Raw genomic sequence first — 19,374 nt, 5'->3', positions numbered from 1 at the left:
ACTCGCGTGAAACCCGCTGCAGACCTCGGACGGGCTTCCCATATGGGCGGCAGCACAGGAGACTGCCATGAGCGCGACCACGATCGGCCATCCCGCTTTCAAGGACGCCATCCGGAATCCGGCCAATGCCGATCACCTCATGGTCCTGCAGCCGGTCGACCGACCGGTCGAGATCCAGCTTGCCGGGCGCACCATTGCCCGCACGACCCAGGCGATCCGTCTGGTGGAGATTGGCCGCGGCGTCTACCCACCGCGCATCTATCTGCCACTGGCCGATGCCACCGTACCATTGGAGACAGTCGACAAGTCCACCCACTGCCCGCTCAAGGGTGATGCCGTCTATCATGCCGTCGATGGGGTGGAGGTCGGCTGGTCATACAAGTCGCTGGACTTCGCCGCGGCCATCGACGGGTTGATCTCGTTCGACGGCCCGACAATCCGCATGATCGAGGATGAAAGCACCGAGGACTGACCGCCCTGGACCGGTCGGGTGACTACCGCCGCCCGAACAGGCGCTCGATATCGCTCAGCTTGAGCTCCACATAGGTGGGCCGGCCGTGATTGCACTGGCCGGAGTGCGGGGTCGCTTCCATTTCGCGCAGCAGGGCGTTCATCTCCTCGCCATTGAGGCGGCGGCCGGAGCGGACGGAACCGTGGCAGGCCATGGTGCCGACGACGTCTTCCAGCTTTTCCTTCAATGACAGCGCCTGGTCGTATTCGGCGAGGTCGTCGGCGAGGTCGCGGATCAGACCTTGGACGTCGAGCTTCTTGAGCAAGGCCGGCGTTTCGCGCACGGCGATGGCGCCCTGGCCGAAGGCTTCGATGACAAGGCCGAGCTCTTCCAATTCTTCCGTGCGTTCGAGCAGGCGGCGCGCCTCGGCCTCGTCCAGATTGACGATTTCCGGCACCAGAAGACGCTGACGCTGGACACCGGTCTCGGCGATCATCTTCTTCATGCGCTCATAGACGAGACGCTCATGGGCGGCGTGCTGGTCGACGATGACAATGCCGTCCCCGGTCTGGGCGACGACATAGGTTTCGTGCAGCTGCGCCCGGGCGACTCCGAGCGGCCAGTCCGGCGGCGGGCTGGCGGGTTGGGCGGCTTCAAAACCGGCTGGCACATCCTCGCCCATGCCGGCGCCATAGTCTGACGGGTTCGGCTCGACACGCGCCGACATGCCCGGATCGAAGACGCGGTCCTGAATGGGTTCCGATGGCGGTCGTGGCGCGCCCCAGCCGGCCAGACTGGCAGTGTGCGACTGGTAGCCGCCCGGCGGCGCTTGCGGCGGCTGATACCCTTCCGGTCGCACCCGCCCCAGCGCATAGCCGGCAACGGTGGTCGAAGCCCGGTGTCCGGCGGCGGCGAGGGCGTGGCGCAAGGACCCGACGATCAGGCCACGCACCAGGCCCGCATCGCGAAAGCGGACCTCGGCCTTGGCGGGATGGACATTGACGTCGACCAGATCGGTTGGCAGCTCGACATTGAGCGCCACGACCGGATGTCGGTCGCGAGCGAGGAAGTCCTGATAGGCGCCGCGCACGGCCCCACCCAACAGCTTGTCCCGCACCGGGCGGCCATTGACGAAGAGATATTGATGCATGGACGAGCCGCGCGAATAAGTCGGCAGGCTGGCGAAGCCGAAGATCCGCACGCCGTCGCGCTCCTGGTCAACCTCGAGCGCGTTCTCGCCGAAGTCCGAGCCTAGAATGGCCGACATGCGGGCAATGCGGGCCTCGGAGCCCTCGCCGCGCTCGGCCGCAACCGAGAGGCGCTTGCGCCCGTCCAGGGTGAGGAAAAAGCCGACATCGGGGCGCGACATGGCCATACGCTTGACCACATCGGCAATACCGAGATTCTCCGAGCGTTCGGATTTGAGAAATTTCAGCCGCGCGGGGGTGGCATAGAAGAGGTCACGCACCTCGATCCGCGTTCCGCCCCGCCCCAGCGGCGCGGCCGGGGCGATACCCTTGGTCTTGCCGCCTTCGACCAGAATCGCCCAGGCATCGCCGGCACCCTTGGCCTGGGTGGTGATGGAGAGCCGCGCGATCGAGCCGATCGAGGGCAAGGCCTCGCCGCGAAAGCCCATGGTGGAGATATTGAGCAGATCGTCCTGCCCGTCCTCGGCAATCGGGAGTTTGGACGTGGCGTGACGCTCGATGCAGAGTTCGAGCTCTTCCGGGCTCATCCCCTTGCCATCATCCTCGATCAGGAGACGCACCAGCCCGCCACCCTCGGCCGTGATATCGATCCGCTTCGCGCCGGCATCGAGGGCGTTCTCGGCCAATTCCTTGACGACAGAGGCCGGCCGCTCGACGACTTCGCCGGCAGCAATTCGGTTCACCGTCTCCGGTGGCAGGCGTCGGATAATGGGTTGGGTCATGGCCAAAGACATAGGGCCAGCCTCTTGGCTGGCCCCGAGTCGGTCAAGTGTTTCGGTCGGTCAGGTCTGCGTGCCCGCGCAGGGCTCGCGAAATCGGATCAGAGACCGGGAAGCTTGGGCAGGAGACGACGATCGCGCTCGATCTCCACATCGCCACCGCCGGTGACATTGTGGATGTTTTCCTGCGCGGCAGCCTCGGCAGAGGCATCGAGCGGCGTGGCGTCGCCTTGCGGGCGATACTCGCCATCACGCCAGAACAGGACCATGTCGGCAAAGCTGCGATTCTTGCGCACGACGCTCGCCATCTCGCCATCAATGATGGAACGGATGAAGGGGTCGGCGGAACCGCCACCGGCGCGAGCGACAAGCAGGGCTTCCGCATCGGAACCCTCAAAGTCACCCTGGGCACCGAGCAAAGCCGCACGGGCCTGCTGATCAGGATAAATCTCGTCCGGGCGCGGCTCACCGGGACGCGGCGGGCGCAGATTATATTCCGGCGGAACCGTCAGCGGAGCGATGGTCACGGTGCGAAACTCGTCCGGGGTCGAGCGTTCGGCGCCGAGCGCGCGCGAAACATTGCTGCAGCCGGACAGGGCGATGGCCGCAGTGGTCGCGGCGAAAAGAGCAGTACGCAAACGCATCTCTGTGAGACTCCGAATTTCTGTTGGCACGAGTTTAACCCAAATCCGGGTCTTCACTCCAGCCCGCTTTCATTACCGATTGCCTGCACCGGGCTTTCGATCGTTCAGGAAGACATCGAGCACTATCGCGGCGACACCCAGATTGATACCGACATCCGCGATATTGAAGACGTAGGGAAAGTGAATGTCCGAGAAATTGAGAAAATCGACGACAGCTCCGTAGGCCGCCCGGTCGATCGCATTGCCCAGCGCACCACCAATGATGAAACCGAACGCCACGCCCTGGAGGATGCGGCTGGTGCGGATCGGCCCGCGATCAAACAGCCCGGCGATCAGACCCAGCGCCACCAGCACCGAGAAGACAACCAGAAGCCAGCGCCCGAGCGGTCCGTCAGCACCGAGCAGGCCGAAACTGACGCCCTTGTTCCAGACCATGGTCAGATCGAAAACCGGCGAGACCTCGATATGGCCGCAGGTGTTGAGCAGGTTGAGGCGCTCGGCACCTTCGGCGCGCTGATAGTCGAGACAGCCGGGCGGCGAAAAATTCAACCCGGCGAGCACCCACCATTTACTGAGCTGATCCAGCACAAGGACCAGGGCGGCAATGCCAAGACCCAGGCGCGGGACCGGCGACGCGGCGAAGCGCCGCCGGATCTCACTCGCCCAGTCAGGCATTCTGTCCGTCCCACCAGGCCACGGTCGCCGCGTCGCGCGGGCTCAAATCGGGATAACGCTTGTCGGCGCCGATCTCGGTCGAGTATTTCCACGACCGCGCGCACTTGGCGCCTTCGGCCCGCCCCGGGATGACGGCCACATCGGCGACATCATCGAGACGGAAGGCCTCGCCCTCGGCGGCACCATCGACCAGATAGGCCTGGCTGGTGATCCCGATCTCGGCCAGGAAATCATCGACCTCACCGGTTGTTTCGGCTGTCAGTGCGGCGCGATAGGCGGCGTCGGTGACATGGACGCGCGGTGCCGCCTCAAGGCTGGAACCGATCCGCTTTTCGCGGCGCTCAACTTCCAGCGCGCCGTTCACCACACGTCGCAGACGGCGGATCGTGCGCCAGTTCTCGGCCAGCGCCCCATCATGCCAATCGCCCGGCGTGGCCGGGAAAGTGCGCAGATGGACACTGTCATCCTCGGACGGGAAGCGCGACAGCCACGCCTCTTCCATGGTGAAGGGCATGATTGGCGCAAGCCAGGCGGTCAGCCGCATGAAGATCTCGTGCATGACCGTGCGGCAGGCCTGCCGGCGGACATCGTCCGGCCGGTCACAATACAGGCTGTCCTTGCGGATATCGAGATAGAAGGCCGACAGGTCGACGACGCAGAAATTGAACAGCGCCGAATAGACCTTCTTGAAGTCATAGGCGGCATAACCATCGCGAACGACCTGATCGAGCTCATGCAGGCGGTGCAGCATGAAACGCTCGAGCGAGGGCATGCGATCATGGCTGACATGCTCGACCGTCTCGTCATAGGCATGAAGTGCACCGAGCAGGTAGCGCAGCGTATTGCGCATCTTGCGATAGGCATCGACCGAGGTCTGCAGGATCTCCTCGGAAATGCGCAGGTCATCGGTGAAGTCCTGGGCCGAGACCCACAGGCGCATGATCTCGATGCCGTATTTCTTGGCGATTTCGTTCGGCGCCAGCGTATTGCCCAGGGATTTCGACATCTTGCGGCCATCGCCAGCCATGACAAAACCGTGCGTCAGGACCGCATCATACGGCGCGCGACCGCGGGTGCCGGCACTTTCCAGAAGGGAGGACTGGAACCAGCCGCGATGCTGGTCAGACCCTTCCAGATAGAGATCGGCCGGCCATTTCTGGTCCGCCCGCGGCTCCAGCGCGAACGCATGGGTACAGCCACTGTCGAACCAGACATCCAGGATGTCGGTGATCTTTTCATAGGCGTCAGCGTCATAGTCACCGCCGAGGAAATCGGAAGCGGGACGCTCGAACCAGGCATCGGCGCCATCCTCCGCGACAGCGTTGATGATGCGTTCATTGACCTTGGGATCGTTGAGCACGCGCGTTGTGCCGGTCTCCACGAACATGGTCAGCGGCACACCCCAGGCGCGCTGACGCGAGATCAGCCAGTCCGGCCGCTGCTCGACCATGGAGCGGATGCGGTTCTCCGACACTTTCGGCGTGAAGGTCGTCTCGGTGATCCCCTTCAGCGCCTTTTCGCGCAGTGTGCCACCGGACTTCATCGGGCGGTCGATGGCAACGAACCATTGCGGCGTATTGCGGAAGATGACCGGCGCCTTGGAGCGCCAGGAGTGCGGATAGGAATGCTCAAGCCGGCCGCGTGCGAGCAATTTGCCCTGTTCGACCAGACGCTCGATGACGGCCTTGTTGGCCGGACCTTCCTGGCCCTGCTTCTTGCCATCCAGACGGATGATATTGAGACCGGCAAAGACCGGGACGTGCGGGTAGTAGGCACCGTCCTCATCGACCATGTGCGGGACCGGCGCATGCTTGTCATGCCATTCCGGGAATTCCATCCAGGCGGCATAGTCCTCGGCGCCATGGCTGGGTGCGGTGTGCACGAAACCGGTACCGGCCTCATCGGTGACATGGTCGCCGGGCAGAAGCGGGACGGCGTAATTCCAGAAGCGATCCAGCTCCAGGAGCGGATGCGAGCAGACGAAACCGTCCGGATCGATTGTGTCGACCCGTTCCCAATTGCCGATCTTGGCGGCCGCGGCGGTCTCTTCCCAGAGCGCATCGGCCACGATCAGAAGATCGCCCGGCATCGCCCAGGGCTTGAAGTCGCCACCATCGACGCCGGTGACCTTGTAGAGGCCGTAGCTGATCTCGGGTGAGAAGCAGATCGCGCGATTGCCCGGAATGGTCCAGGGCGTGGTCGTCCAGATCACGACATGGGCGCCGATGCAGGATTTCGGGATCGCCGTGCCGTCCTTGCGCACACCGCGCACCGGGAAGCGGACATGGATCGTGGTCGATACCTTGTCCTGATACTCGACCTCGGCCTCGGCCAGGGCGGTCTTTTCGACCGGCGACCACATAACGGGAGCCGAGCCGCAATAGACCAGACCCTGTTCCACGAAAGCGAGGAATTCGCGCACAATCGCGGCCTCGGCCTCGAAGGCCATGGTGGTGTAGGGGTCATCCCACTCACCATTCACGCCCAGGCGCTGGAACTCACCGGACTGGATGCCGACCCATTCGCGCGCATAGTCGCGGCATTCGGCGCGGAATTCCTTGACCGGGATGTCATCCTTATTGCGCCCCTTGGCGCGGAAATTCTGTTCGACTTTCCACTCGATCGGCAGCCCGTGACAATCCCAACCCGGACGGTAGGGCGCGTCAAAGCCGAGCATCTGGTGCGAGCGAACGACGATATCCTTGAGGATCTTGTTCTGGCCGGTGCCGATATGGATGTGGCCATTGGCATAGGGCGGTCCGTCATGGAGCACCCAGCGCTCGCGGCCTTTGCTCTCGGCGCGCAGGCGCTTGTACAGGTCGAGCTTGTTCCAGCGCTCGAGCCATTCCGGCTCGCGCTTTGGCAAACCGGCCCGCATCGGGAATTCGGTGCTCGGCAGGAAAAGTGTATCGCGATAATCGCGGGTCGCGGCTTGGTCGCCGGACTTCGAAGGCGTGTCCGTCATCGGATCGGATCCTTGCGGTCTTTTGTCGTCATGGGTTCAAGGCAGGACATGTCCCGGAACCGCCCACATCACGCGTGGCGGCCCGGGCCGGTAATTCGCCCGGTGGCGAGGGCCGCGACGGGCGCGCCCGAGCGTATGAACAGGGACATACAGACCATGCCTCGCATGTAACAGAGCCCGTCAGGCCGGTCCAGACAGACGGCTCAGCGCCTGGCGTGCCGCAATGGCATCCTCGGCGATCTGGGCCTTGAGTGCATCGAGACCGTCAAACCGCTTTTCCGAGCGCAGATGATTGAAGAATTCGACTTCGAGCGAGCGACCATAAAGATCACCCGACCAGTCGAGCAGATGGATTTCCAGAAGCTCTGTCGCCCCGTCGACGGTCGGGCGTTTGCCGATATTCGCCACACCCGCCATCGTCGGCGCGTCACCATCCATACCCACGCGCACGGCATAGACGCCATAATCGGGACGCACATAATCGCCCAAGGTGAGATTGGCCGTCGGGAAGCCGATGGTCCGGCCACGCTGGTCGCCGCGCTGGACAATCCCCTCCACGGCCCAGGGCGTGCCGAGCAGCGTTTCCGCGGCCTGCATGTCGCCATCATGGATCGCCTTCCGGATGCGCGTGGATGACACCTTGTCGGCGCCATTGCCGTGCAGGTCGGCAAAGGCGGTGGCGATTCCACGCTGAGCGCACAGACGGGCGAGCTCATCGGTATCGCCGCTGCGGCCCGCGCCAAAGCGGAAATCCTCGCCAGTGACGATGCCGGCAATGCCGAGCCCGTCCGCAAGGACGGTTCCAACGAAATCGGCCGGCGTCATCTTCGCCATATCCATGGAGAATGGCAGGACATGGAGCTGATTCACGCCCAGGCTCTCGAGGATGCGATTGCGACGGGTTTCGCTCATCAGCCGGAAAGCCGGCGCCTCCGGGGCGAAGAAGCGGCGCGGATGCGGATCGAAGAGTGCCGCGCCCAGCGGGGCTTTCCGGGTCTCCGCCAGACTCGCGGCCAGGGCGATGACATGCCGATGCCCCATATGGACGCCGTCAAAATTGCCAAGGGCGATCACCGCGCCGCGGCTGTCGTCCGGCAATCCGTTATGGCCACGCAGAACACGCATCGATGATCAGGCGTCCGCCGAGCGGCGGCGCTTGCGGACCATGACTTCAGCTTCCGCCTGCATGGTCAGCTTGTCGCCGACATAACAGGTGCAATCCATGACGGCCTTGCGCGATTTGAGATCGACCGACTTCACTTCGACCCGCGTCTTCACCTCATCCCCGATCCGGGTCGGATGGAAAAACCGCATATTGAGGCCGAGGAAGATCGCTCCCGGTCCCGGCAGCTGGTTTCCGAGCACGCCAGAAATATAGGACGCCACCAGAGCGCCATGCGCAATTCGGCCGCGAAAAGGCGTCTTGCGAGCGAATTCCTCGTCCATATGGACCGGATTATAGTCGCCAGAGACTTTTGCAAACATTTCCAGATCTTCCTCAGTGACAGTCCTAACTGTCTCTGCGGATTGACCAATTTCCATTTCCTCGAGGGCGATAGCGCGCGCTTCAGACATGGGTGACTCCATCTTTGTACCCGCTTTAACCGATTTTTATCCGCGAATGTCTAGGGTCCTCACTGAAGACAGCGGAACAAGCTGTCCTTGTGTAAACGCGCCGAGTGGATGGAGACTAAGCATGGCTGTCGAAATGACGATGCCGATCCTGGTCGTGGATGACTACAAAACCATGATCCGCATTATTCGCAACCTGCTCAAGCAGATTGGGTTCGAAAATGTGGACGAGGCCGCCGATGGCCAGGAAGCATACGCGAAAATGCAGGAAAACAAGTACGGTCTGGTGATCTCAGACTGGAACATGGAGCCCATGACGGGCTACGAGCTTCTGCAAAAGGTTCGCGCTGACGAAAGCATGAAGGCGACGCCCTTCATCATGGTAACCGCAGAATCCAAGACCGAAAACGTGGTCGCGGCGAAACGGGCCGGTGTGAACAACTACATCGTGAAGCCCTTCAACGCCGGAACTCTCAAATCCAAGATGTCAGCGGTTCTCGGCGACTTCTAGTCGCTCGATCAACCGCCCAGTCCTTGTTTGAGTCTGCAAAGGAAGGAGGGCCCCATGCCCGCCGCCAATGTTGCCGCGCAAGTCCGCACGTCACTCGCTTCACTGAAGACGAGCGATCTGCAGGATGCCCAGATCATGGAAGTCCTGAAGCTGGCCCACCAGCTGACGGATACGATGAAGCTGTTCTTCAGCTCCCTCGACCAGTCGATCTGCCAGGAATTCAACTATATCGCGGATTATATCTCGCGAACCCGTGACGAGATCGCGGCTTTGAGGCCGAATGATATCAAGACCTCGCGCATTCCCTCCGCCGGCCAGGAACTCGAGGCTGTCGTCGGGGATACCGAACGGGCGACCGAGACGATCATGAGCGAGGCGGAGGCCGTGCTCTGTGACGATGAAGCCGACTATGACGCCTATCGCGCCAGCGTCGAAGCCCGGATGATGACCATCATCGAGGCTTGCAGCTTCCAGGATCTCGCCGGCCAACGCGTTTCCAAGGTCGTGACCTCGTTGCGCCACGTGGAAAACCGCGTCTCCCGCTTCGCCGAAGTGATGGGCGTGCGTGATGCGGACCAGGTTGTCGAGGAAAGCGACGAAGAAAAGCGCGCTCGCGAGCTTCTGCTCAACGGCCCCGCAATCGGCGGTCCGGAAACCAGCCAGGATGACATCGATGCGATGTTCTCCGACGCGGAGCCGGCGTCCGATCTCGACCAGGGATCTATCGACTCCCTGTTCGATTGATCTGCCGAACGACTACCAGGTGAGCTGCGCCGCCACATAGCGCGCGGCAACACCGTAATCCTTCAGCGCGACGGCGGCTGTCTCGGCATCGAGACGGCCGCCGTCAAGCGTTCCGCCGAGAATTCCGTCGGCAATGAAGAGGCAGTCGACCCCGGCGCGTATGGCCCCCTCGACATCTGTTTCCGGCCCATCGCCGATAGCCAGAACGCGGCTCAATTCCACCTCGAACCCGTTATCTTCCAGCGCCCGCTTCGCAAGCCGGTAGATCGGACGGTGCGGCTTGCCCGCCACAATGCTGGTGCCCCCCATCTCGCGATAATGGCGGGCGATGGCCCCGGCGCAGAAGACCAGCCGATTGCCCGACTGCACGACAATATCCGGATTGGCGCAGACCAGTTCCAGCCCGCGCTCGAGCGCGCGCCGCAGGACCCCGTCATAATCCTCCGGCTGGCCATTGAAATAGTCATCCGGCCCGGTACAGGAAATGAAATCCGCCTGATCGATATCGGTGAATTCCAGATCGAGACCGGCATAGAGGCTGCTATCCCGCTCCGGCCCGATATTGAAGGCGCGCCCGGGGGTGCGCTTGACCAGCTGGGCATGGATGGCATCACCAGACGTGACCATGGCGTCAGTCGCCGCATCCGGCAGGCCCATATCGGCAAGAAAATGCGCCAGGCTGGAACTGCGCCGCGGCGAATTGGACACCAGACAGACACGGCCGCCGCTTTCGCGGAAACGGATCAGGGCGTCGACGGCATCGGGCAGGAGGTCCGAGCCATCGCGAATGACGCCCCAGACATCACAATACAGGGTGTCATAGCGGTCGCGGAGCGGGCCAAGTGTGGCGAGTTCAGGAAGCATGGCCTGCTTGAAGCAGGCCTGCGCTACCCGGTCAATCGCGGCGGTTGGCGCGGGACCATCTAGGCCGTCATCTGGATGACATTGCTGCCGCTCTCGGGAGTGGTCTCCAGGACATCATCGCGGACCGGGCGCGGCTCGCCGAAAAGATGGCCCTGCCCGTAGGCGACATCCATTTCCAGGACCTCGACCACAGTGGATTCATCCTCGATCTTGTCGACGATGAGCTCAATGCCATGACGACCGAAAAGGCCGGCCAGGTCCTCGGTGGCGATGGCCCCGGCTTCATAGCCTGCGATGGACTCGTAATTGTCGATCGCATCAAGCAGGCGTGCCCCGCCAATCTTGGCGAAACGGACCCCGGCCCGCTCCATCTCGGTCAGGTCGAGCTCGACATGGGCGATCTGGTCAATCGAGAATCGGAAACCGAAATCGGCCATACGCGCCATGTTGCGCGCCGCTATCGCGTCGCGCTCTTCGAAGGCCTGCTGCGATATCTCGAAAATGAGCGAACCTGACAAATCCTTGTTCTGACGGATGAAGTCGAGGAATTCGGGAAAGAAGGTCTCGTCAGACAAGGAGTTGAGCGAGACATTGCAGAAGATCGCGACCTTGCGATCCTGACCCGTCAGGCGGCGCACGATCTGAACGCAACGGAACAGAAGGAGATTATCTACTTCCGCCATCAGGCCCGCTTCTTCAGCGGCGGCCATGAAGGCTGACGGCGCGAGCACGCGGCCGGTCGCATCACGCAGGCGGGTATAGCTCTCATAGAAAGCTGTCCGACGCTGCGGCAAGGTCACGACCGGCTGGAGATAAAGGTCAACGCGATTGGCGGCCAGCGCCTCGCGAACCGTGTCGATATCGGTGTGGGCTGTGCTGGCCTGGGGCACAGCTGCGGATCCGTTGAAATCTTCGGCGCCGGCCGGACCGACCCGACGGACCAGGTCTTCCAGGACCTTCACTTCCTGGACGAGCGCATTGTCACGCTCGACCGATTCCGCGCGCAGCTCGTCCGCGATCTCGTCAATGCGCGACTGGGCCGCCTCGAATTCCTCGGCCAGGGCCAGATTGGCGGCCTTGAGCTCATGGATCTCATCCTCCAGCGCGCGACGCTCATGACTGCGGGTTGCGGCTGAATGCGCCATGCCGGCAACAATGAAAACAATCGCCCCCATCATCCAGGCATTGAGCGTCGGCATCAGGCCGAAAAACTCGAAGCCGATCGCAGCGACCGCCGCAATGGTGATGTAGGTCAGGAGGATCAAAATGTCGGATGCGCGGGGCATGTAGGGCCTTCGAATCAGCGAATCGTCAGATGTGCTTGAAGGTTAAGCTGTGTCGGCTCGGGTTGTCGTTTGGTTAACGAAGGTAAACCGCAAGCGCCCAGATACCAGTCAACCTATTGATTTGTAGGGACATGCATAAATTAAAGCGGCCCGCCAGACTGACGGGCCGCTCTCAATTTCAGTGGAGAACCAGCGCACTCAGGACGCAGCATGCGGCCGGATCAGGATTTCCACACGACGATTCTGCTGGCGCCCGGCGGGCGTATCGTTCGAGGCGATCGGTGAGCGCTCGCCCATGCCGGCGATGTAGAAGCGGTCACGCAACACACCCTGGGCGATGAGATAATTGCCGACCGATACGGCCCGGCGCTCGGACAGCTGTTGATTATAGTCGGCGGCACCAACCGAGTCGGCATGACCGACAACGTCCACATAGGTCGCCGGATAGCGGTTCAGAACCGTGCTGACATCGCCAAGAATGCCATAGAACTGGCCCTGGATGTCCGAGGAATTGGTGGCGAAGGTGACATCACCTGGCATGATCAAGCGAAGATCATTGCCTTCGCGGCGGACACCGACGCCCGTGTCGGACAGGGCTTCGCGCATGGCCGCTTCCTGACGATCCATGTAATTGCCGATGGCACCACCGGCGAGCGCGCCGATACCAGCGCCGATAAGGGCGTTTGTGCGGCCCTCCTCGCTGTCATTTGTATTGGTGAGATAGCCGAGCGCTGCGCCGGCGGCGGCGCCCAGGAGGATGCCGCGCCCCGTATTGTTGGCCCGGGTTTCGCCGGTATAGGGGTCGGTCGTCGTACAGGCCACCATGGCGAGCGCCGTAACGGTGAGAACAGTTGTGCGAAGTGTGATTTGGCGGAGTTTCATCGTGGATCCCTCTCGGTAACGCAACTCGATGCCTATCATATCGAGACATATGGCGGGCATGGCAATGGCTGGAATTATCTTTCCCGACATGAACGCAAGCTGAGCGGAAAAATCCGCCACCAATTGCATCGCGTCTCTCTTGACGGGTCGTGGATGAACTCCTATCTCCGCGGCTGTTAGCAATCGGAAGGGGCGAGTGCCAACTCCCTCCTGATGAGTGCCAGAAACCTTCAGTCCTCTGTTTGGAGATAGACAAAGATGACTTTTCGTCCTCTGCACGACCGCGTGCTGGTGAAGCGCGTCGAAGAAGAGTCCACGACCAAGGGCGGGATCATCATCCCGGATACGGCCAAGGAAAAGCCGCAAGAAGGCGAAGTTGTCGCCATCGGCGGCGGCGCGATCAAGGAAGATGGTTCCGTGCGTCCGCTCGACGTCAAGGCCGGCGATCGCATCCTGTTCGGCAAATGGTCCGGCACCGAAGTCACCGTTGACGGTGTCGAGCTGCTGATCATGAAAGAGTCCGACATTCTCGGCGTGATGGCGTAAGCCGCACACCCGATAGAACACCCCTCACAAGCTAGAAGAACGGATATATTCCAATGGCTGCCAAAGACGTACTTTTCGGCTCCGACGCGCGTGAACGCATGCTGCGCGGCGTCGATATCCTCGCCAACGCTGTCAAGGTCACGCTCGGTCCCAAGGGCCGCAACGTGGTCATCGAGAAATCCTTCGGCGCACCGCGCACCACCAAGGACGGCGTTTCCGTCGCGAAGGAAATCGAACTGACGGACAAGTTCGAGAACATGGGCGCACAAATGCTGCGCGAAGTGGCTTCCAAGACCAATGACGTCGCCGGTGACGGCACCACGACCGCCACGGTCCTGGCCCAGTCGATCGTCCGCGAAGGCATGAAGTCGGTTGCGGCCGGCATGAACCCGATGGACCTCAAGCGCGGCATCGACAAGGCCGTCGCCATCGTCATGGACGACATCAAGGCCAGCTCCACCCCGGTCAAGGACTCCGGTGAAGTTGCCCAGGTCGGCACCATCTCTGCCAATGGCGCCAGCGATATCGGCGAGATGATCGCCAAGGCCATGGACAAGGTCGGCAAAGAGGGTGTCATCACCGTCGAGGAAGCCAAGTCCCTGGAAACCGAACTCGACGTCGTCGAAGGCATGCAGTTCGACCGTGGCTACCTGTCGCCTTACTTCATCACCGACGCTGACAAGATGCAGGTCGAGATGGAAGAGCCCTACATCCTGCTCTTCGAGAAGAAGCTGACCTCGCTGCAGCCGATGCTGCCGATCCTGGAAGCCGTCGTTCAGTCCTCGCGTCCGCTGCTGATCATCGCGGAAGACGTTGAAGGCGAAGCCCTCGCCACCCTCGTGGTCAACAAGCTGCGTGGCGGCCTGAAAATCGCTGCCGTCAAGGCACCGGGCTTCGGCGATCGTCGCAAGGCGATGCTGGAAGACCTCGCCATCCTCACCGGCGGTCAGGTCATCTCCGAAGACCTCGGCATCAAGCTGGAAACCGTCACGCTGGACATGCTCGGCTCGGCCAAGCGCGTCAACATCACCAAGGACGACACCACGATCGTCGACGGTATCGGTGACAAGGCCCAGATCGAAGCCCGCGTCACGCAGATCCGTCGCCAGTCCGAGGAAACCACCTCCGATTACGACCGTGAGAAGCTGCAGGAACGTCTGGCCAAGCTGGCCGGCGGTGTTGCCGTGATCAAGGTTGGCGGCGCCACCGAGATCGAAGTGAAAGAAAAGAAGGACCGCGTCGACGACGCCCTCAATGCCACCCGCGCCGCGGTTGAAGAAGGCATTGTCCCGGGCGGCGGTGTTGCGCTCCTGAAGGCCTCCGCCAAGCTGGCCGGCCTGGAAGGCGAAAACGCTGACCAGACCCAGGGTATCGCCATCGTGGCCCGTGCCCTGCAGTCCCCGATCCGTCAGATCGCCACCAATTCCGGTGTCGAAGGCTCGATCGTGGTCGGCAAGGTCATGGAAAACGCGTCCGCGACCTTCGGCTTCAACGCCCAGACGGAAGTCTATGGCGACATGCTTGAGTTCGGCGTCATCGACCCGGCCAAGGTTGTCCGTACGGCTCTGCAGGACGCGGCTTCCGTCGCCTCCCTGCTGATCACCACGGAAGCAGCCGTGGCCGACACGCCGAAAGAAGAAGGCGCCGGCGGCGGCATGCCTGACATGGGCGGCATGGGCGGAATGGGTGGCATGGGCGGCATGATGTAATCATGCCGGTCACCTGACCGAACAAAGGAATGGGCCGTCCCGATGGGGCGGCCCTTTTCTTTTGGCCATGCCCCCATGAATCCGCCCATCATCAAAAGCGAGCCGTCCGGCAAGCCGGACGGCATGGGCGGAATGGGTGGCATGGGCGGCATGATGTAACAAACATCATAAAGCCGCCCATCATCGAAAGGTGAGCAGACCGGCTAGCCGGTCTGCGGGGGCGGCATGATGTAATCATGCCGGTCACCTGACCGAACAAAGGAATGGGCCGTCCCGATGGGGCGGCCCTTTTCTTTTGGCCATGCCCCCATGAATCCGCCCATCATCGAAAGGTGAGCAGACCGGCAAGCCGGTCTGCGGGGGTGGCATGATGCAATCATCCGCCTGAGCCATGCTCGAACGTTATGATGAAGGCCGCTCCGGAAACGGGGCGGCCTTTTTCATTTCATGAGAGATGGCCCGAACAGCGACCCGTCGCCGTCTAGTCTTCGGCTCGAGCCGCCTGCGACGCGGCCACAAACTCTCCCAATACCGACACCGCATAGGCCGGACCGATACCCGAATTGCTCATCGCGGCCACTGTGAAGGCCGTGTCGTCATCCTGCGCCGTGAGGAAAACCGTCGTACTGCCCATGGAGCCGCCGGTATGCCCATAGCTGATCATGCCGTCAAAGATCGCCGTGGTTCGGGCGACATCCTCTTGGGAATAAATCTGGGCCGTTCCCTGTAGCTGGCGCGGAATCATGTCGATTGCCCAGCCCAGGCCGTAATTGGTGGCCGTGCCATCAGTCGTATGCATCGTTTCGCGCATGGCTTCATAGGCTTCAGGAGACACCAGGGTGCCATCCTCCATCGCCAGACCGAAGCGCAGCAAATCGGTCGGCGTCGAAACAAAACCGCCACTCGCCCATTTGAGTGAATTGTTGACCGGCGGCGCGACGGCCAAAGTCTGATCCTGCTGATCATAGAGATAGTAGGTCACCTGTCCGTCAGGTGTGTCCGCGCGCCCCTCGGCAAATGTGCTGTCCATACCGGCTGGATCAAACACATCCGTTTGCATCAAGTCGAGATAGTCCCGGCCCGTCGCCCCCTCGACCACGGCGCTCAACAGATTCCAGCCATAGCTGGAATAGGAAAATTGGGTGCCCGGCTCGAACTCGAGTGGATCATCCTGAAAGATCACCAGTCCGTCGGAGACGGTGTCGTAGGCGACATTGCTGGCAAACTCATCGCCCGAATAGTGGCGGATCCCCGCAGTGTGGCCCGCCAGTTGGCGTGTCGAAAACTCATGCTCCTTTGGCGGAAAGGCCGGAAAATACATCCGGATGTCCGCGTCCAGATCCAGCTCACCGCGCGCCTCGGCCTGGACCAGAAGCGGCGAGGTCAGCGTCTTGGCGACACTGCCCGCGCGAAACAGCGTATCAATCGTCACCGGCGTTTCCGCCTCGATATCGGCAAAGCCGAACCCGGCCTGCCAAACGATCTGCCCACAAGCACTGACTGCCACGCTGGTTCCGTGATGATCCCCGCCCGCAATCGTCTCCACCAGCGAGAAATACCCGTCAATCCACGCTTCCGAGCGCGCAATCGCATCGCTCAATGCCGCCTCATCCAGTTGGCAGGCATTCAGCTCCGGCTCGACAGCGCACGCCGAACCCAAAAGACCCGCGCTCAAGACGGTTCCGGCAAGAATTTTCCGTGGTGACAGCATGATTTCCCCGCTTGTCTCAAACGTTGAACCTGCCCCGCCCCACCCGACTTGTCGACAATCGAGTTGAGGCTGCCACTTCGCCGTCGCGGCAGTTTTCATGCCCGGGACAATACCCGATCCAATCCTTCACCGGCTGTCGCTTGGGACTTCAAGGCCGGGACATTTACCTTGGGTGCTTGTCCCATCGAAAAACAGCGTACCTGCAGGGCCGTCCCGATGGGACGATCTTTTTCGTTTGCTGTTGCATTCAACCGAGGAAGGACCACCATGGCGCCCTCACACTTTCGGGGGAAGATTGATGACATTGCGCATTGTGTTGGCCATGAGTGGCCTGATCGTCACGGCGGCCTGCCAGCCGGCACCGGACCAAGCCGCGACGGAAGCGGGCACCGACGGCGCCACCTCCACTACCGTCGAGCGCCAGACGCACGATGCGGCCACCTTCCACCAGACCACCAGTTTCGGCATGGCCTCCTCGGCCGGCTTCGCCTGGTCGTCCGACGACAGCCGAGTCCTTATCTCCTCGGACGAGACCGGCGTTTTCAACGCCTATGCGGTCGACCCGGCAACTGGCGGGCGCGAGGCCCTGACCACCTCCGAGACCAATGCCACCTACGCCGTGTCCTGGTTCCCCACCGATGACCGTGCCGTGGTGACCGCCGATAGCGGCGGCAATGAAATCTCCCACATCTTCGTGCGCGAGCTGGATGGTCGGCTCAACGACATCACGCCGGGCGAGGAGGTCCGCGCGCAATTCCTCGGCTGGGCACCCAACGGCAATGACATGTGGCTGATGACCAATGAGCGCGACCAGAGCGCGATGGACATCTACGCCTATGACACGCTGAGCTATGAAAGTGGCTTTGTGTTCCAGAATGACGACGCGCTGCAGATTGGCGATATCAGCCCGGATGGCCGCTGGCTGGCGCTGGTGCGCAACCGGACGTCCGCCGACAGCGACATCCTGTTGCTCGACTTGGCCTCCGGCGAGACCGAGCCCAGCGTGATCACGGCCCATGAGGGCAATATCGCGCATGGCGTCTACACCTTCACCCCGGACAGCTCCCAGCTGGTCTATGCCACGGACGAGCATGGCGAATTCAACCAGGCCTGGACCTATGATCTGGCCGACGGCTCCACTGCGCCTCTGATCGAGGCCGACTGGGACGTCCAGTTCGTGATCTATTCCGACACTGGACGCTATCGTGTCTCCGGCATCAATGCCGATGCCCGCACCGAAGTGACCATTCTGGATGCGCAGAGCGGCGATACGCTGGCCCTGCCCGAGCTTCCCGCTGGCGACATCAATTCGGTCCGCTTTTCGCGCGACGAAAGCCGGATCGCCTTCCTGATCAACTCGGCCACCTCGCCGTCAAATCTTCACGTTGTCGATCTGGCCAGCCAGGACCACGCTCAACTGACCAATGCCCTCAACCCGGCGGTCACGGAAGACGAGATGGTCGACGCGCAAGTGGTCCGCTTCGAGAGCTTCGACGGGCTGGAAATCCCCGGCATCCTCTATCGCCCACACGGGGCAAGCGCCGACAATCCGGTCCCGGCCCTGGTCTGGGTCCATGGCGGCCCGGGCGGTCAGAGCCGGATCGGTTATTCCGCCACCATCCAGCACCTTGTCAATCATGGCTATGCCGTCTACGCCGCCAATAATCGCGGCTCGTCCGGCTACGGGAAGACCTTCTTCCACATGGATGATCGCCGCCATGGCGAGGAAGATCTGCGCGACATCGTCGCCGCCGGTGACTGGCTGCGGACACAAGACTGGGTCAATGCCGACGAGGTCGGCGTGATCGGTGGCTCCTATGGCGGTTACATGACCGCTGCCGCCCTCACCTTCCACCCGGAAGCCTTCGAGGTCGGGATCAATATCTTCGGCGTCACCAACTGGGAGCGGACCCTGGCGTCCATTCCACCCTGGTGGGAGAGCTTCCGCGAAGCGTTGTATGACGAGATGGGCGACCCGGCCACCGATGCGGAGCGTCACCACGCCATCTCACCCCTCTTCCACGCCGAGAACGTGATCCGTCCGATGCTGGTCATCCAGGGTGCCAATGATCCGCGCGTTCTGCAGGTCGAGAGCGACGAGCTGGTCGAAGCCGTGCGCGCCAATGGTGTTCCGGTCGAATATGTCCTCTTCCCCGATGAAGGGCACGGATTCCGTCGCCGCGAGAACCGTATCACGGCGTCAGAAGCCTATCTGGGCTTCCTCGACACCTATCTGCGTGGGGCCGGCGACACCCCTGCCGAATAGGCCCGCAAGCTTGAAAGCCGGGACGGGCCCACGGCCTTCGTCCCGGCTTCACCGCCGGCAAAAAGCCAGAGCGCAACGCCTGTACGAATGACCAAAACCGTCAGGCCGTCTCCGATATCGGGATGGCAGTCGAGAATTTGTGTGTGGTGAACACCACCGATGTCTCGTATCGGCGGATACCGGGGTCGCCCAACAGATGCTGTTCCGCCCATGCCTCGAAATCGCGCAGGCTGGTGGCGTGGACGTGGATGATGAAATCAACTTCGCCGGCGATGGAATAGCATTGCGTCACGCAGTTTTGCGCCAGCATGCGCGTACGAAATCCGATATGGTTCGCCGGCGTGTCATCGGCAAAGACGACGGATACGATCAGGGTCTGGCCCAGGGCATCACGATCGAGAAGCGCGACATCGCCGCAGATCAGGCCAGACGCTCGCAACCGATCCAATCGACGCCGGACGGCGGTTTCAGACAGGTTGATACGCGCCGCGATCTCACGGTTGGGAAGCCGGTTGTCCACCTGCACCAGGGCCAACAAGGCCCGGTCGAACGCGTCAATATCCATGGCCCCAGCCTATGTGGCGAAATTCGCCATTTCAAGTGCGGAATTCGCCGATTAAA

17 protein-coding genes are annotated in these 19,374 nt (G+C 62.0%); 6 read left to right on the top strand and 11 right to left on the bottom strand.

Annotated features, from left to right (window positions below):
• Positions 1 to 67: 67 nt before the first annotated feature.
• The gene (locus JXQ94_RS02435) at positions 68 to 472 is read left to right on the top strand and encodes a DUF427 domain-containing protein (protein ID WP_421922230.1); all 405 of its coding nucleotides are present in this window, start codon (positions 68 to 70) and stop codon (positions 470 to 472) included.
• 22 nt (positions 473 to 494) lie between these two features.
• On the opposite strand, the gene mutL is transcribed toward JXQ94_RS02435, so the two are convergent.
• The 6 genes from mutL to JXQ94_RS02405 form a co-directional block, all read right to left on the bottom strand.
• Positions 495 to 2,381: a DNA mismatch repair endonuclease MutL gene (gene mutL, locus JXQ94_RS02430; RefSeq protein ID WP_421922229.1), complete on the bottom strand. Its 1,887-nt coding sequence runs from the start codon at positions 2,379 to 2,381 to the stop codon at positions 495 to 497.
• 98 nt (positions 2,382 to 2,479) lie between these two features.
• The gene (locus tag JXQ94_RS02425; RefSeq protein ID WP_421922228.1) at positions 2,480 to 3,022 is read right to left on the bottom strand and encodes a DUF3035 domain-containing protein; all 543 of its coding nucleotides are present in this window, start codon (positions 3,020 to 3,022) and stop codon (positions 2,480 to 2,482) included.
• 72 nt (positions 3,023 to 3,094) lie between these two features.
• Positions 3,095 to 3,697 carry a signal peptidase II gene (lspA, locus tag JXQ94_RS02420; protein ID WP_421922227.1) on the bottom strand — a complete coding sequence of 201 codons (603 nt, stop codon included), beginning with the start codon at positions 3,695 to 3,697 and terminating at the stop codon, positions 3,095 to 3,097.
• Positions 3,690 to 6,662 (bottom strand): isoleucine--tRNA ligase, encoded by a 2,973-nt coding sequence (gene ileS / locus JXQ94_RS02415; protein ID WP_421922226.1) that lies wholly within the window; start codon positions 6,660 to 6,662, stop codon positions 3,690 to 3,692. The genes lspA and ileS overlap by 8 nt, the downstream gene beginning before the upstream one ends.
• Before the next feature lie 180 nt (positions 6,663 to 6,842).
• Positions 6,843 to 7,787, bottom strand: a complete 945-nt coding sequence (locus JXQ94_RS02410; protein ID WP_421922225.1) for a bifunctional riboflavin kinase/FAD synthetase — start codon at positions 7,785 to 7,787, stop codon at positions 6,843 to 6,845.
• A gap of 6 nt (positions 7,788 to 7,793) precedes the next feature.
• Entirely contained in the window at positions 7,794 to 8,237 is a 444-nt protein-coding gene (locus JXQ94_RS02405; RefSeq protein WP_421922224.1) for a MaoC family dehydratase, read from the bottom strand.
• Positions 8,238 to 8,358: 121 nt separating this feature from the next.
• On the opposite strand from JXQ94_RS02405, the gene JXQ94_RS02400 reads away from it, so the two are divergent.
• Together JXQ94_RS02400 and JXQ94_RS02395 are read left to right on the top strand one after the other, a co-directional pair.
• The gene (locus JXQ94_RS02400) at positions 8,359 to 8,745 is read left to right on the top strand and encodes a response regulator (RefSeq protein ID WP_417487659.1); all 387 of its coding nucleotides are present in this window, start codon (positions 8,359 to 8,361) and stop codon (positions 8,743 to 8,745) included.
• A 54-nt stretch (positions 8,746 to 8,799) separates the two neighbouring features.
• The gene (locus JXQ94_RS02395; protein WP_421922223.1) at positions 8,800 to 9,489 is read left to right on the top strand and encodes a protein phosphatase CheZ; all 690 of its coding nucleotides are present in this window, start codon (positions 8,800 to 8,802) and stop codon (positions 9,487 to 9,489) included.
• A gap of 12 nt (positions 9,490 to 9,501) precedes the next feature.
• On the opposite strand, the gene JXQ94_RS02390 is transcribed toward JXQ94_RS02395, so the two are convergent.
• From JXQ94_RS02390 to JXQ94_RS02380, 3 genes are all read right to left on the bottom strand, one after another.
• Entirely contained in the window at positions 9,502 to 10,353 is an 852-nt protein-coding gene (locus JXQ94_RS02390) for a TIGR01459 family HAD-type hydrolase (protein WP_421922222.1), read from the bottom strand.
• 59 nt (positions 10,354 to 10,412) lie between these two features.
• Positions 10,413 to 11,639, bottom strand: coding sequence for an EAL domain-containing protein (locus JXQ94_RS02385; RefSeq protein WP_421922221.1), 1,227 nt, complete (start codon positions 11,637 to 11,639; stop codon positions 10,413 to 10,415).
• Between the two features lie 198 nt (positions 11,640 to 11,837).
• A complete protein-coding gene (locus tag JXQ94_RS02380) occupies positions 11,838 to 12,521 on the bottom strand; it encodes an OmpA family protein (protein ID WP_295694525.1) in 684 nt (227 codons plus the stop codon).
• A 258-nt stretch (positions 12,522 to 12,779) separates the two neighbouring features.
• Here JXQ94_RS02380 and JXQ94_RS02375 point away from each other — a divergent pair, with 258 nt between their 5' ends.
• Complete coding sequence (locus tag JXQ94_RS02375) at positions 12,780 to 13,067, top strand: co-chaperone GroES (RefSeq protein ID WP_011642545.1); 288 nt, start codon at positions 12,780 to 12,782, stop codon at positions 13,065 to 13,067.
• Positions 13,068 to 13,120: 53 nt separating this feature from the next.
• Positions 13,121 to 14,776, top strand: coding sequence for a chaperonin GroEL (gene groL / locus JXQ94_RS02370; protein ID WP_421922220.1), 1,656 nt, complete (start codon positions 13,121 to 13,123; stop codon positions 14,774 to 14,776).
• A gap of 481 nt (positions 14,777 to 15,257) precedes the next feature.
• On the opposite strand, the gene JXQ94_RS02365 is transcribed toward groL, so the two are convergent.
• Positions 15,258 to 16,487 (bottom strand): serine hydrolase domain-containing protein, encoded by a 1,230-nt coding sequence (locus tag JXQ94_RS02365; protein WP_421922219.1) that lies wholly within the window; start codon positions 16,485 to 16,487, stop codon positions 15,258 to 15,260.
• Between the two features lie 298 nt (positions 16,488 to 16,785).
• Between JXQ94_RS02365 and JXQ94_RS02360 the strand changes: the two genes are divergently transcribed.
• Positions 16,786 to 18,753, top strand: coding sequence for a S9 family peptidase (locus JXQ94_RS02360; RefSeq protein ID WP_421922218.1), 1,968 nt, complete (start codon positions 16,786 to 16,788; stop codon positions 18,751 to 18,753).
• A gap of 100 nt (positions 18,754 to 18,853) precedes the next feature.
• On the opposite strand, the gene JXQ94_RS02355 is transcribed toward JXQ94_RS02360, so the two are convergent.
• Positions 18,854 to 19,318, bottom strand: coding sequence for an Lrp/AsnC family transcriptional regulator (locus JXQ94_RS02355; RefSeq protein WP_421922217.1), 465 nt, complete (start codon positions 19,316 to 19,318; stop codon positions 18,854 to 18,856).
• Positions 19,319 to 19,374: the final 56 nt, after the last annotated feature.

The sequence above is a fragment of the Maricaulis maris genome, from assembly GCF_049116555.1.
GTDB classification, from domain to species: domain Bacteria; phylum Pseudomonadota; class Alphaproteobacteria; order Caulobacterales; family Maricaulaceae; genus Maricaulis; species Maricaulis maris_C.
The sequence above is the reverse complement of the archived record's forward strand: the minus strand, read 5'-3'. Positions and strand labels throughout refer to the sequence as shown.